Genomic DNA, 14551 nt, shown 5'->3' on the forward strand with positions numbered 1-14551 from the left:
GACACCCATGAAATTTGAACCCGCTTTACAGTCAGCAACCCTGCTTCGACGCTACAAACGCTTTCTGGCTGATGTGCAATTAGCCGACGGCAGTGAACGCACCATACACTGTGCTAATACTGGTGCAATGACAGGCTGTGCGGCTCCTGGCGACAAAGTGTGGTACTCCACGTCAGACAACCTAAAGCGAAAATACCCCAACAGCTGGGAGCTGACTGAAACAAAAGCGGGCCATATGATTTGCGTGAATACCGCACAGGCGAATCGCTTGGTAATAGAAGCAATAAAAGCAGGTGTCGTAAAAGAGCTTGATGGTTACCCCACTCTTCGTACTGAAGTAGCGTACGGGGAAGAAAAGAGCCGAATTGATATCTTGTTGCAGTCTCCCACGCAGGAAGACTGCTATATAGAAGTGAAAAGTGTCACATTACTGGAAGACAATCATCAGGGCTATTTTCCCGATACTGTTACCACTCGCGGTCAGAAACACCTCAGAGAATTAGCAACCTTGGCGCAACAAGGCAAACGCGCCATTTTGTTCTTTGCAGTACTTCACTCTGGTATTGAGAGGGTTTCACCAGCAAAACATATAGATGCAGTCTATAATCAGTTACTTATAGAAGCTGAGTCGCTTGGTGTGGAAATTCTGTGTTATCAAGCCTCTCTCTCATCAGAGATGATGAGCATAAAAAATAACGTCCCGTTCTCCCAGTATTGAGAAAAAATGTAGACATCTTCACACTGGGATTGCATGAGGCAAAAACAAAGATTGCCTCACTATTGGGTTTCTGATATAGATACCGCCCTCTTTTGACCAAGCAGGTCAGGGTGTATTTAGGAGAACGCTTAATGCCAGAAAGCAAAGTTAAAAGATCGCTAGGCATCCTGGCTACGGCTGGGTTAGAACCTTACCAAGAGAAGGCTGGCGAGGAATACATGAATGATCAGCAAGTTGATCATTTCCGTAAGATCCTCCAAGCGTGGCGCAACCAGCTCAGAGTAGAAGTTGACCGTACTGTGCATCATATGCAAGACGAAGCAGCAAACTTCCCTGATCCTGTAGACCGTGCAGCGCAGGAAGAAGAGTTCAGCCTTGAGCTGCGTAACCGCGACCGCGAACGCAAGCTGATCAAGAAAATTGACAAGACATTGCAACGTCTGGAAGACGACGATTTCGGATTCTGTGATTCATGTGGCGTAGAGATCGGCGTTCGCCGTCTTGAAGCTCGCCCAACCGCAGATATGTGTATCGATTGTAAAACCTTGGCAGAGATCAAAGAGAAGCAAATGGCAGGCTAAGCCTACCGCTTCATCGAGATTAATGGCAAAAAGGGAGCGGATGCTCCCTTTTTCCTATTTATGACAGGCTAAATCACCATGCAATACGTCGGGCGCTTTGCCCCTTCTCCGTCAGGCCCTCTTCATTTTGGCTCTCTGATTGCTGCACTTGGCAGTTATTTGCAAGCTCGCGCCAATCAAGGTCGCTGGCTAGTCCGTATAGAAGACATCGACCCACCTCGTGAAGTGGAAGGTTCCGCTGATGCAATTTTACACACGTTAGACGCCTACGGTTTGCACTGGGACGACAAGGTGTTGTATCAACATACCCGCTATGACGCCTATCAATCACAAATCGAAACGTGGCTGACTAACGGAAACGCTTACTATTGCCAATGCACCCGTCGACAAATTAAAGACGCGGGTGGTATTTACCCTGGCACATGTCGCCAAAGGTCGCTCGATAGTGAGCACTCTGCAGTGCGCATTTGTATTGATAATCCTGTATGCGAATTCATTGACGTCAAACATGGCGCAATCAAGCTCGATGGCGCAATGGCATCGGAAGATTTTATAATCAAGCGTCGTGACGGCTTATTCGCTTATAATCTTGCTGTTGTCTTGGATGATATTTTTCAGGGTGTGACCGAGGTTGTCAGAGGTGCCGATCTGATCGAGCCGACAGGCAGACAAGTTTCTCTTTATCAGAAACTCGGCGCATCCCCTGTCAGTTATTTGCATTTGCCACTTGCACTCAACGCAGACAGGAATAAGCTTTCTAAACAAAACCACGCACCAGCAATCGACAATGCAAATCCTGGTCCTGCATTAGAGGCGGCATTGGCCTTTTTGGGTCACCCGATCCCTGTCGATTTACATGGTGCGAAAGTGGAAGAATTATTGCTCTGGGGCATCGAAAATTGGCAGATCAATAAATTGCCAGCAGCCACAGAAGTGATTACAGCTTTCTAAAATACGAAGGCGTGATATATGATATGCCGTCGTTTTTATAGACCGACCTGTCAAATACGAGGTGAATTATCTTTAATCGAGTTACCAGCTTTTGCCGTAAGGTATTGAATCGCGATAATAAAACGCGCGAGATCACCGACCTGAAGCTTGAAGTTATTCCTCGCCAAGAGCACGGTATATCAAGAAAAGGTATCAGCGAAAATGCGCTGAAAGTGCTTTACCGCCTAAATAAAGCGGGTTTTGAGGCATATCTTGTTGGCGGCGGCGTGCGTGATTTAATGCTAAATACGCAACCAAAAGACTTCGATATCGCAACCAATGCGACCCCGGAAGAGGTACGTAAGCTTTTCCGTAACTGCCGCTTGGTCGGCCGTCGCTTCCGTCTTGCCCATATTCTGTTTGGACGAGATGTCATTGAGGTAGCAACGTTCCGTGGACACCACGGCAGCGAAAAAGGCGACAAAGGTGAGAAGGGCGAGAAAAGTGCCAGTCAATCCAATGACGGCATGCTGCTACGCGATAACGTTTACGGCACCATAGATGAAGATGCGCAACGTCGTGACTTCACGGTTAATGCCCTTTATTACAACATCGACGATTTTTCTGTGCGCGATTATGCGGGCGGCGTTGAAGATCTCAAAAACCGCGTGATACGCCTAATTGGCGATCCAGAAACGCGCTACCGCGAAGATCCTGTTCGTATGCTTCGCGCTGTGCGCTTTGCTGCCAAACTGGATATGACCGTCAATGATGCTACAGCGGCGCCAATTCCTGCGCTGGCTCATTTACTGCGTGATATTCCCGCTGCCCGTTTGTTTGAAGAAAGCCTGAAACTGCTTCAGTCTGGCCATGGTTTAAAAACCTATCAGTTGCTGCGCGATTTCAATCTATTTACGCCGCTATTCCCGATCTTGGCCGAGCATTTCACCGAAGATCGCAATAGCAAGTGCGAACAAATGATAGAGCTTGTTCTGAAATCGACTGATGAGCGTGTTGCCAGCGAACAACGTATCAATCCGGCCTTTATGTTTGCCGCGATGCTTTGGTACCCGCTAGAAACCCGCGCGGAAGAAATCGCCTTTGAAAGCGGTCTTAGTTACTACGATGCCTTTATGGTAGCAGCGAACGACATCTTGGATGAGCAAGTCAAAAGCATTGCTATTCCACGTCGATTTACCGCCATGATCCGAGACATCTGGCAACTTCAGCTTCGTCTAAGCCGTCGCTCTGGCACTCGCGCCTACAAACTGCTGGAACAAAACAAGTTCCGTGCTGCGTTTGATTTCCTTGAGATGCGCGGTGAAGTGGAAGGTGGGCAGCTAAAAGAGTTGGCAACCTGGTGGGATGACTTCCAAAAGGCAGACCGTGATGGACGTAACGACATGGTGCAAGTGCTGAACAAAGCCAGTTCAGTGAAAAAAGTACGCCGTCGTCGTAAAGTCAAGCCACGTCGCCGGAAACCGACCCAAGAATCATGATCCGAGCTTACATTGCGATAGGCAGTAATCTGGGCGAGCCGGTAGAAAAAGCACAAAATGCCATTGCGGCACTTTCGCAACTACCGGACAGCCAGTTCATCGCCAGTTCATCGCTCTATAGCAGTAAGCCGATGGGCCCCTCAGACCAACCCGACTACGTAAATGCAGTGGTGGCTATTGACACCAAACTGCTTCCGTTGGATCTTCTTGATCACACACAACGTATTGAGTTGGTGTTTGGTCGAGAGCGCAAAGATGAGCGCTGGGGACCTCGAACACTGGATTTGGATATTCTCCTTTATGGTGATCTCCAATTGGAAAGTGAACGGTTAACCGTTCCACACTACGGGATGAAAGAACGAGAATTCGTGCTTTTCCCTCTCGCCGAAATAGCCCCTGACTTGCACCTGCCCGATGGCAGTGCTGTCGCCGATTTAGTCGCCGTCACGGATAAGAACGGCCTGACAACCATCGCGTAGCACGAAAGCCTCAGCAATCAACATCACAGCAAGCAGGGTTTGGGAGACGATATGAAAAAAATTACGATTAATACCTTAATGGCATGGAAGCAGGAAGGACGTAAATTTGCCACTGTAACTGCTTACGATGCCAGTTTTGCCCAACTGTTCGAAGAGCAGGAAATACCTTTACTGCTGGTTGGTGATTCACTTGGCATGGTTTTACAGGGTAAAAGCGACACCCTGTCTGTCTCTGTCGAAGAAATTGCTTACCACACCCGCAGTGTTCGTGCAGGAAGTCCAAACTGCCTATTAATGGCTGACATGCCATTTATGTCTTTCTCCACACCAGAGCAAGCCTGTATTAATGCGGCTGAGCTGATAAAGGCTGGCGCTAACATGGTGAAAGTGGAAGGCGGTGCTTGGCTAGCCGATACCGTGACCATGCTGACTCAACGCGCTATACCTGTGTGTGCCCATCTTGGTCTAACACCTCAGTCCGTCAATATTTTTGGTGGATTTAGAGTGCAAGGGCGTGACGAAGCCAAAGCCGAGCAAATGGTGCAAGATGCATTGGCACTAGAGAAAGCCGGCGCACAAATCATTTTGTTGGAATGTGTGCCAAAAGCGTTAGCCGCACGTATCACTGACGCCGTTCGCGTCCCAGTGATCGGCATTGGCGCGGGCAACGCGACAGATGGACAAATTCTGGTCATGCACGACATGTTTGGCATTTCAGCTAACTACATTCCGCGCTTTTCCAAAAACTACCTCGCGAGCACAGGCGACATGCGTCTGGCTGTTTCGCGATATATCGAAGAAGTTGCAACTGGCGAGTTTCCTGGCCCAGAGCAGACGTTTAATTAAGGAATGCTGAATTTATGCAAGTGATCGCTGACATTGCCCCACTACGAGATCAGATCCTTCAATGGCGTCGTGACGGGCAGCGAATTGCTTTTGTCCCAACCATGGGTCACCTTCATGATGGTCACCTTACCTTGGTTCGACGCGCGCGTGAAAACGCAGATGTTGTCGTGGTCAGCATCTTCGTTAACCCAATGCAATTCGACAAAGCAGACGATTTAGCCGCCTATCCTCGTACCTTGGATGAAGATATTGCCAAGCTCAACACCGAAGGGGTAGAGATTGTCTTTACACCATCACCTGAATTAATGTATCCCAATGGTATGGAACACCACACGTTTGTGGATGTGCCGAGCCTTTCGGGCATTCTTGAAGGCTCATCGCGCCCAGGACATTTCAAAGGCGTCGCGACGGTCGTCAGCAAACTGTTTAACATGGTCCAGCCTGACGTTGCCTGCTTTGGTGAGAAAGACTACCAGCAACTCGCCGTCATCAACAAGATGGTGACCGACCTTTGCATGCCTGTTGAAATCATTGCAGTTCCTACCGTGCGCGAAATGGACGGTTTAGCCATGAGCAGCCGCAACACTCGCTTGACGGTCGATGAACGCCAACGTGCACCTGTGCTTGCTAAAACATTACGTTGGATAAGCAGCCAAATGCGCGGTGGTCGTACTGATTACAGCGAATTGGTGCTTGATGGTAACGACCAACTTCGAGCTGCAGGCTTGGAACCTGATGACATCTTCATCCGCGATGCGCATACGCTACTGCCAATTACTGAGCAATCATCAAAAGCGGTGATCCTCGCTTCATGCTTACTTGGGCAGGTACGACTCATTGACAATCTCAGTGTGGACTTAGCCCCACCAGTCAGTGACGACAGCGAAGAATAATCTCGATAGCAATATCTTATTATTTGTCTGATTCTGTGGTTACCTCAGTAACAGACGCCAAAAAAACCGCCGAAAGGCGGTTTTTTTTCTTCAAACGCATCAGTAAATGCGAACTCAAGTTGCGGTTTCAGATAACTAGCTTCTTAAACCAATACCTCGACTAATCAGGTACCACGCGATGGTATACAACACAGCAATCGCACTAATTAGCACGGCGAATGACGTATAAATACTCACGTCTGACACGCCCAAGAAGCCGTAACGGAAAGCATTCACCATATACACAATAGGATTTAGCTTCGAAACGCTTTGCCAAAATTCAGGCAACAGAGACAGCGAATAGAATACGCCACCAAGGTAGGTTAACGGTGTAAGAATAAACGTTGGAATAATACTGATGTCATCGAACGTTTTCGCATACACAGCGTTAATCAAACCACCGAGAGAAAACAAAATCGATGTGAGCAACACGGTCGCGACTATCACGCCAAGGTGCGCGATATGCAGATCGACAAAAAACATTGAGACCAATGACACGATAAGCCCCACCGCCAAACCACGGCTCACACCGCCACCCACATAGCCCGCGATAATGATGTAATTCGGCACAGGCGCGACCATTAACTCTTCAATGTTGCGCTGCATTTTGGTGCTAAAGAAGGACGAGGCAACATTGGAATAGGAGTTAGTGATCACCGACATCATGATCAAACCTGGCACAATGTACGCCATGTAACTAAAACCGCCCATCTCACCGATGCGGCTACCAATAAGGTTACCGAAGATGACGAAATACAAGGTCATGGTGATGGCTGGCGGCACTAAGGTTTGCACCCAAATACGGCTATATCGCGTAATTTCTTTGATCAGTAGACTTTTAAAGGCGACCCAATAGGCTTTGTTCATACTAATGCCCCTTCGCTGTTGCGTACTAAATTCACGAAGAGTTCTTCCAATCGGTTCGCTTTGTTTCGCATAGAATGCACTTGGATACCTTGTTCTGACAACTGTGCAAACACGGTATTCAATCCCGTGTTTTTATGAACTTCCACTTCCAATGTGTGGCCGTCAATTTGCTGCCACTTTACATTTTCCAAGCTCATCACCTTGCTGTCTGGCGCAAGGTCTAACACGAAGGTTTCCACATCCAGTTTTTTCAGCAACATCTTCATCGATGTGTCTTCCACTAACTCTCCACGGTTAATAATGCCGATATTTCGACACAACATTTCCGCCTCTTCGAGGTAATGGGTAGTCAAGATGATGGTGATACCTTGCTCGTTGATTTCCTTTAAAAACGTCCACATTGAGCGACGTAATTCAATATCAACACCTGCCGTGGGCTCATCAAGGATCAGGAGCTTAGGCTCGTGCATCAATGCACGCGCAATCATCAACCTACGCTTCATACCACCAGATAGTGTTCGAGAAGGTTCATCACGCTTCTCCCACAAATCCAACAGCGTTAGGTACTTCTTCGCTCGCACTTTCGCTTCGGCACGTTCAACGCCGTAGTACCCCGCTTGGTTGAGTAGGATTTGCTCAACTTTTTCGTATTGGTTGAAGTTAAACTCTTGCGGCACTAAACCTAGCTGCTTTTTAGCTTCAACAAGATCAGTGTCGATGTCATAACCGAAAATCTTCACCTTTCCGGAAGTCTTGTTCACCAGTGAACTAATGATGCCTATGGTGGTGGATTTTCCGGCGCCATTAGGGCCGAGCAAAGCATAGAAATCACCTTGCTGCACGGAAAGGGAAACCCCTTTGAGTGCTTTCACATCGGTGCCATACACTTTGATCAGGTTGTCTATCTCAATTGCTTTCATAAATAGTATTTAATTCTTTTAAGGCATGACTTCCGTTAACCGCTTCGCGGCATGCAGTGCGTCGTGACGAGAGTTGAACGTGTGCGCATCACTGATCCAATCCCCCACATGAAGACGTTCCAATTGTTCTCTTGTTTGTTGATGAGGACATAAAAGGAAAACGGTGCAGTTCACTTCACGGGCATCTTTGATGGCATTTTCAAGGGCAAGACCAACAGTCATATCAATCAAAGGCACATCGCTCAAGTCCAATATCATGACGCGGTATTCACCAATTCGAGCATGTTGCCGCGAAATAGCTTTCGATACGCTGAATATCATTGGGCCTGACAGATAGAAAAACAACACCTTTCCATCAGAACTATCTAATAAAGCTCTCTCGTCTTTAGTAAGGGGCACATCGTCATCATCGGCATCACTGATGGCTTTCACTTGCTTGGCCTGTTCTCGGCTTAAACGTTCAATCACAACAATGTTTGAAATGAACACCCCGAGCCCCACAGCCACAATCAAATCAACAAACACTGTCAGCCCCATCACGCCATACATGATGGCAGTTTGATGCAAACTCACCTTGTGTGCTCGCTGTAAGAAGCTCCAATCAAGAATGTTGATGCCGACATACAAGGCGATACCCGCCAGCACGGCCATTGGAATAGGCTCAGTCAGAAAGCCAGCCACCAATACCACGGCGGCGAGGATCAATGCACGAACAATCCCTGACAGCGGCGAGCGTGCGCCCACCTGTACATTGACCACAGTGCCCATGGTGGCGCCTGCGCCCGGTAATGCACCGAACAGACCTGAAATCATGTTTGCAATGCCTTGACCACGCAGCTCTTTGTCTGAGTTGTGCTCTTCACGGGTCAATGAGTCTGCAATAACAGCAGTCAACAAGGTATCAATACAACCAAGCGTACCCAGCACCAGGGCATCAATCACCATGGTGGTCAGTATTTCTGGCGTAAAGGTTGGCAACACAATAGACGGCAAACCAGTAGGAATCTCACCGATTCGGCGAATAGCGTCGAGGTCAAACAGCAGCAAAGAAACAAGTGTCACCACCACCAACGCGACCAACTGTGCTGGAACGTAACGGCGGTATTTTTTAGGGAAATAGAAAAGAATGGCGAGAGTGGAAAGACCAAGAAAGAGTTCTTTGAAGCTCAAATTAGCAAGCGTATCAGGGAAGGCCTTCAGCGTTCCTATCACCCCTCCAGGCGGTGCTGCCTGCCCCATAAGCGGGCTGATTTGTAGCAAAATGAGAATGACACCAATACCCGACATAAATCCGGATATCACACTATAGGGCATTAAGGTGACGTATTTACCGAGTTTGAGTGTACCGAGAAGCACCTGAAATGCACCGGCCATCATGACCACGGTAAACGCCATGGCCATCCCTGTTTCAGGATAACGCGCCATCATCGACGTCAATACGGCCGTCATGATCACCGTCATTGGGCCGGTGGGTTCAGAGATCAGGCTCGACGAACCACCAAACAGCGCCGCAAACAAGCCGACAAGAATAGCGCCCCATAAACCCGCTTCAGCGCCAGCTCCCGACGCAACACCAAAAGCGAGTGCGAGAGGTAAAGAAATAATCGCGGTTGTTACACCACCAAAAATATCGCCTTTTAGGCTCCATTGTTTGAATCGGTCAAAATTCACAACTTGCTCCCTTTTATTACTTCCTTTTCGGCAAGCCACCGAATTGCGACGTCAGTATACCGATGAAACACGATTAACGGGATCTGTTATACCAATGCCAATGCTGGTAAGAGGAGCTAATATGTTGAGAAGGAAGTGTTAAATTGTATCTAAATATGATCTTTAGTGGTGTATAGTGTCGCGCGGCGCAAGTTTTGGGGGGCCAATATGGCACAGATAAAGCAACTTTTTGCGAATAACCTGAAATGGTCGAAAACCATCAAGGAAGATAGCCCGGCTTATTTTGCCGAGCTTGCTCAATCACAACATCCCGAATACCTATGGATTGGTTGCGCGGATAGCCGAGTACCAGCAGAGCGACTAACAGGCCTAGATTCTGGTGAGCTTTTTGTTCACCGAAATGTTGCCAACCAAGTTATTCACACCGATTTGAACTGCTTGTCTGTTGTTCAATACGCTGTGGATGTCCTGCAGGTCAAACATATCATTATTTGTGGGCATTACCGATGCGGTGGTGTTCATGCAGCTATCGAAAACCTTGAGCTAGGCCTAATTAATAATTGGCTACTTCATATCCGCGATATTTATCGTAAGCATAGAAGCTACTTGGGTGCACTTAGCCTTGAGGAGCAAGGGAATAGACTTTGCGAAATCAATGTTGCAGAACAGGTGTATAACCTTGGCAACTCAACGATTCTTCGCTCGGCGTGGGAACGCGGTCAAGATGTGAAAATTCATGGCTGGTTCTATGATATCAGCGATGGCGTGCTGAAAGATTTAGGCATGAATGCCAATAGCCTTGAAACGCTAGAGGTGGTTTACGAAAATGCGATGGCTGAGTTGGTTCCTAACAGATAACCAAAATCATGAAACACATGAATACAAAAAAGCGACCTTCTCGGTCGCTTTTTCATGCCATCAATCTTCCAATGGAACGACTTTGCCAATGTATGGCAGGTGACGATACTTTTGAGCGTAATCGATACCCACACCCACAACGAACTCATCGGGGATCTTAAAGCCATACCAATCAACATGGACATCTACTTCGCGACGTTCAGGTTTATCAAGCAAGGTACAGATGCGAATCGATTTAGGCTCACGGATAGACAGGATTTCACACACTTTGCTCAATGTGTTGCCTGTATCAATGATGTCTTCCACTAAAAGCACATCTTTGCCCTTAATGTCATCATCCAAATCTTTCAAAATACGCACATCACGCGTACTTTCCATTGCGTTGCCATAACTAGAAGCCGTCATAAAATCAACGCAGTGCGGCAACTCTATAGCGCGAGCGAGATCCGCCATAAAGACAAATGAGCCACGCAACAAACCCACCATCACTAAATCTTCAGAGCCTTTATAGTGTTCTGTAATTTCAGCGCCAAGCACTTTAACGCGCTGCTGGACTTCCTGCTCTGAAATCATCACTTCTACAGTATGTTTCATTATAAACCTCGACGGTTTTCCGCCTAACTACCTGTGTAAATGAGGTCGAGTATTCTATCACTGTGCAAACTCGACGCCTACTCTCGATACACGTCAAAATTTCGACGCTTTATATGGACAGTTCATTGCCATGCAACTTGTTGCTGTTGTACGCTTTGCAAGCAGTTGTTAAATAGCATATTAAACCTACATAAAAGTTGCAGATTGCAAATATTATTCGCACGTAAAAGTTGGCAGGAACCAGGATGGCTACTTCAAGTGGACGTACACGAACCCGATTGTCGCCGGAGCAGAGAAAAGAACAACTGCTCGGATATGCGCTTGAGGTGTTTTCAAAGCGCGGCATCGGACGCGCAGGGCATGCAGACATCGCCGATATGGCAGGCGTCTCCGTGGCTACCGTATTTAACTACTTTTCAACCCGCGAAGAGTTAGTTGATGTCGTACTCAATCAAGCAGAAAAAGAGTTTCAACAACTCATCTCCCGAAACATTCAACTGGGTAACGGCGATGCTCACGCATCCTTATCTCACGTTGCATCGGCATTAATCAATGCGGCATTAGAAGATAAAGAATGGCTAAAAGTCTGGTTTGAGTGGAGTACATCCATTCGTGAGGATATTTGGCCAAACTTTGTCAATGGCAAGAACCTTGTATTGGAGCAATACGCCAGTTTGTTTGAACAAGGCATTGAATCAAAAACATTGCCTGCTAATCGAGAGCCTATGGAAATGGCTCGTATGTTCGATGGCGTTTGTTACATCCTCTATTTACAAGCCCACCAGCAACCTGACAAGGATGCATTAGATCGTCAGGCTGAAGGCTATATCGATATGCTTTGCGGTAAGTAACGCTCAGTGAAGTAACAAAACCGGCCAATGGCCGGTTTTCTTTTGTCTTACAATGCATGCTGCATGTGCTAAACGCTCATCACGAAGCAAACAGCACGGGCGGATGCGGCCGAATATTCAGGCTTACAGTGTCACCCATTTCAAGCAACTGGTTTGAATACACCATCAATGTCTGCTCATTCACCTTCACCAGATATCGGCTACTATCTCCCATAAACTGCGCATCTATCACAACACCGTCTCCCGCTGCATCTTGCGAAATAGTGAGGTTTTGCGGACGAATGAGCCACTCAAGCATCGTCTCATGTTCAGCGTGCTCAATCGGCCACTCACCAAATGGGGTACTCATCGAGTTATCACCATTCAGTGATACGGGTACATACGAACCGTGACCAAGAAAGTCAGCAACAAAACGGCTGCTTGGCTGGTAATACAAGGTGGTGGCATTGCCGTATTGCTCAATCACCCCTCGATTCATCACTGCCAGTTTATCTGCAAAGGCAAACGCCTCTTCTCGGCTGTGGGTTACAAAGATGGCAGTAACCCCCTGCTCTTTGAAAATCTTACGAATTTCCTTGATCAGACTGTGGCGAACTTGTGTATCTATGTTTGAAAACGGTTCATCCAGCAATAAAAGATCTGGCTTACACGCCAGTGCACGAGCAATCGCAACGCGTTGCTGCTGACCGCCAGACAATTGGTGTGGATAGCGACTTTCGAGCCCTTCGAGCTTCACCAGCACCAGCATTTCTAGCACGCGTGCCGTCACATCTGTTTTCTTCCAACCGGTTAAACCGAAAGAAACGTTTTCAGCCACGGTCAAGTGAGGAAACAAGGCATAATCTTGAAAAATCATGCCGATGTTACGCTGCTCAGGCGGAACATTGAGATGATCATCCACGATCGGGCGGCCATTAATAGTCATCTTTCCGCTATCTAACGGCAACAACCCCGCAATCGCTTTTAGCAGGGTGGTTTTGCCACAACCACTGGCTCCCAACAAACAGACAATCTCGCCTTTTTCGACGTTAAACGACAAGTCGCTCAACACTGCCTGACCATTGTAACGACAGATTAAATTGCTAACAGTTAGCGCATCACTCATGAGCGGCTTTGCTCCAAAGAACGGTTAATCATGATCAAGGGAATTAGCCCTACCAGCACCAAAAGCACCGCGGGCAGTGCAGCATATTCAAGATGCTCATCCGAGGCATAATTGAATACGTAAGTCGCTAGCGTTTCGAAATTGAACGGGCGCAACAATAGCGCGGCGTTAAGCTCTTTCATCGACTCGATGAACACCAACAACATCGCAATCAAACACCCTCGACGAATCAAGGGTAAATGCACACGTTTGATCATACCGCCCACGTTACAGCCCATGGTACGTGCCGCCATATCTAACGACGGTGACACTTTCGCGAGGCTAGACTCTACGCTACCAATCGCCACGGCACTGAATCGCACCACAAACGCCATTAGCAACGCGAACATGGTGCCTGAGAACAGCAAACCAGGCCTGCCCCACTCCATGGCTTTAGCAATGTCATTAATCAGGTGATCGGCACTGGTCAAAAATATCAGCACACCAATAGCCAGAACGGTGCCGGGTACCGCGTATCCAAGAGAGGCCATGCGCAGCGGAATGTTGCTGGCCGCACTGCCCGCAAGACGACGATAGAAATTGACCATCAGCGCGATGACCAATGCGGCGGCAGCTGCAATCGTCGACACGTATAAGCTATTGGCACTGTATTGTGCGAAGTCTTGAATCGAGCTACTTGCATGGTAGTCCCACGCGTAAATAACCAATTGCGCCAACGGTGCCATAAACGCGATCACAAACAATCCCCAGCACCATATTGTTGCGAGGAATTTGTACGTTCCACGCAATGGCGTTTTGGCAATTTTGTCTGGCGACACATTCTGGCTAAACAGTTTTTGCTTGCGGCGACTGTAACGCTCGGCGCTTATCAGCAAGAAAATGACCACCAACATCATGGCCGATATTTTTGCTGCCGCATTAAGGTTGGAATACCCCAGCCACGTATCGTATACCGCAGTCGTTAATGTGCTCACGGCAAAATAACTGACGGTACCAAAGTCTCCAAGCGCTTCCATCGCCACCAAAGATGCCCCCACCGCGATGGCTGGACGAGCAAGAGGCAAAGATATACGAAAAAAGCTTTGTATCGGCGAGCATCCCATTAAGCGAGCAGATTGGGTGAGCGTTAAGCTTTGCTCCATAAACGCGGCACGAGCAAGTAAATAGATATAAGGATGCAGCACCAATGCCAGCACAAAACACGCACCCGGCAAGGTTCTTAAATCGGGAAACCAATATTGCGCTGCGGTTGTCCACCCAGTTATATCTCTAAGAAACATCTGAATGGGGCCGGCAAAATCAAACCAATCGGTATAGATATAACCCACGATATAGCCTGGCATGGCAAGCGGTAGTACAAGTGCCCACTGGAGCCAGCGATCACCAGGTATTGAATAATTGGCCATTAGCCAAGCAGACGGGATGCCCATCAGCAACGACAAACTCACCGTGCCGACAACCAAGAGGGCGGTATTAAGGGTATAGGTACCCATTACCGTTGACATGAGGTGACCAAACACTTGGTCGGATTCACCTATCGCGGTATAGAAGATCGCTAAAATGGGCAAAACCAGCAGTAAGGACAATACCCAACTGCTGGTTTTCAAAAATCGGTTCTGTTCTAACATGCCTACTACAAATTGGCGTCAGAGTTCAGCAAGGGGGAACACTGTTCCCCCTTAACCGTGTAGAGTGAAGTG

Annotated in this window: 15 protein-coding genes; 9 read left to right on the top strand and 6 right to left on the bottom strand. The window is 47.9% G+C overall.

Annotation, left to right across the window (positions count from 1 at the left end):
- The first annotated feature begins 7 nt into the window (after positions 1 to 7).
- The 7 genes from sfsA (at position 8) to panC (ending at position 5946) form a co-directional block, all read left to right on the top strand.
- Positions 8 to 718 (top strand): DNA/RNA nuclease SfsA, encoded by a 711-nt coding sequence (sfsA, locus tag AB8599_RS13490; RefSeq protein ID WP_407331410.1) that lies wholly within the window; start codon positions 8 to 10, stop codon positions 716 to 718.
- 131 nt (positions 719 to 849) lie between these two features.
- Positions 850 to 1299, top strand: coding sequence for an RNA polymerase-binding protein DksA (gene dksA / locus AB8599_RS13495; RefSeq protein WP_407331411.1), 450 nt, complete (start codon positions 850 to 852; stop codon positions 1297 to 1299).
- A 78-nt stretch (positions 1300 to 1377) separates the two neighbouring features.
- Positions 1378 to 2250, top strand: coding sequence for a tRNA glutamyl-Q(34) synthetase GluQRS (gene gluQRS / locus AB8599_RS13500; RefSeq protein ID WP_407331412.1), 873 nt, complete (start codon positions 1378 to 1380; stop codon positions 2248 to 2250).
- Between the two features lie 104 nt (positions 2251 to 2354).
- On the top strand, positions 2355 to 3728 hold the full coding sequence (pcnB, locus tag AB8599_RS13505; RefSeq protein ID WP_407331413.1) for a polynucleotide adenylyltransferase PcnB: 1374 nt from the start codon (positions 2355 to 2357) through the stop codon (positions 3726 to 3728).
- Complete coding sequence (gene folK / locus AB8599_RS13510; RefSeq protein WP_407331414.1) at positions 3725 to 4207, top strand: 2-amino-4-hydroxy-6-hydroxymethyldihydropteridine diphosphokinase; 483 nt, start codon at positions 3725 to 3727, stop codon at positions 4205 to 4207. Before pcnB ends, folK begins: the two co-directional genes overlap by 4 nt.
- Before the next feature lie 51 nt (positions 4208 to 4258).
- Positions 4259 to 5053, top strand: a complete 795-nt coding sequence (panB, locus tag AB8599_RS13515) for a 3-methyl-2-oxobutanoate hydroxymethyltransferase (protein ID WP_407331415.1) — start codon at positions 4259 to 4261, stop codon at positions 5051 to 5053.
- 14 nt (positions 5054 to 5067) lie between these two features.
- Complete coding sequence (gene panC, locus AB8599_RS13520; RefSeq protein WP_407331416.1) at positions 5068 to 5946, top strand: pantoate--beta-alanine ligase; 879 nt, start codon at positions 5068 to 5070, stop codon at positions 5944 to 5946.
- A gap of 135 nt (positions 5947 to 6081) precedes the next feature.
- On the opposite strand, the gene AB8599_RS13525 is transcribed toward panC, so the two are convergent.
- Genes AB8599_RS13525 through AB8599_RS13535 form a run of 3 tightly spaced genes read right to left on the bottom strand, consistent with a single transcriptional unit; the run spans position 6082 to position 9443 of the window.
- Positions 6082 to 6852, bottom strand: a complete 771-nt coding sequence (locus AB8599_RS13525; RefSeq protein WP_407331417.1) for an ABC transporter permease — start codon at positions 6850 to 6852, stop codon at positions 6082 to 6084.
- Positions 6849 to 7772, bottom strand: a complete 924-nt coding sequence (locus AB8599_RS13530; protein WP_407331418.1) for an ABC transporter ATP-binding protein — start codon at positions 7770 to 7772, stop codon at positions 6849 to 6851. Before AB8599_RS13530 ends, AB8599_RS13525 begins: the two co-directional genes overlap by 4 nt.
- 18 nt (positions 7773 to 7790) lie before the next feature.
- Positions 7791 to 9443, bottom strand: coding sequence for a SulP family inorganic anion transporter (locus AB8599_RS13535; RefSeq protein ID WP_407331419.1), 1653 nt, complete (start codon positions 9441 to 9443; stop codon positions 7791 to 7793).
- Between the two features lie 207 nt (positions 9444 to 9650).
- On the opposite strand from AB8599_RS13535, the gene can reads away from it, so the two are divergent.
- Positions 9651 to 10301 (top strand): carbonate dehydratase, encoded by a 651-nt coding sequence (gene can / locus AB8599_RS13540; RefSeq protein ID WP_407331420.1) that lies wholly within the window; start codon positions 9651 to 9653, stop codon positions 10299 to 10301.
- A gap of 60 nt (positions 10302 to 10361) precedes the next feature.
- On the opposite strand, the gene hpt is transcribed toward can, so the two are convergent.
- On the bottom strand, positions 10362 to 10895 hold the full coding sequence (hpt, locus tag AB8599_RS13545) for a hypoxanthine phosphoribosyltransferase (protein ID WP_407331421.1): 534 nt from the start codon (positions 10893 to 10895) through the stop codon (positions 10362 to 10364).
- Positions 10896 to 11140: 245 nt separating this feature from the next.
- On the opposite strand from hpt, the gene AB8599_RS13550 reads away from it, so the two are divergent.
- The gene (locus tag AB8599_RS13550; protein WP_407331422.1) at positions 11141 to 11746 is read left to right on the top strand and encodes a TetR/AcrR family transcriptional regulator; all 606 of its coding nucleotides are present in this window, start codon (positions 11141 to 11143) and stop codon (positions 11744 to 11746) included.
- A gap of 79 nt (positions 11747 to 11825) precedes the next feature.
- On the opposite strand, the gene AB8599_RS13555 is transcribed toward AB8599_RS13550, so the two are convergent.
- Together AB8599_RS13555 and AB8599_RS13560 are read right to left on the bottom strand one after the other, a co-directional pair.
- The gene (locus tag AB8599_RS13555; RefSeq protein WP_407331423.1) at positions 11826 to 12851 is read right to left on the bottom strand and encodes an ABC transporter ATP-binding protein; all 1026 of its coding nucleotides are present in this window, start codon (positions 12849 to 12851) and stop codon (positions 11826 to 11828) included.
- On the bottom strand, positions 12848 to 14479 hold the full coding sequence (locus AB8599_RS13560) for an ABC transporter permease (protein ID WP_407331424.1): 1632 nt from the start codon (positions 14477 to 14479) through the stop codon (positions 12848 to 12850). Before AB8599_RS13560 ends, AB8599_RS13555 begins: the two co-directional genes overlap by 4 nt.
- Positions 14480 to 14551 lie beyond the last annotated feature (72 nt).

Source organism: Enterovibrio litoreus, assembly GCF_045679545.1.
In the GTDB taxonomy this organism is placed as follows: domain Bacteria; phylum Pseudomonadota; class Gammaproteobacteria; order Enterobacterales; family Vibrionaceae; genus Enterovibrio.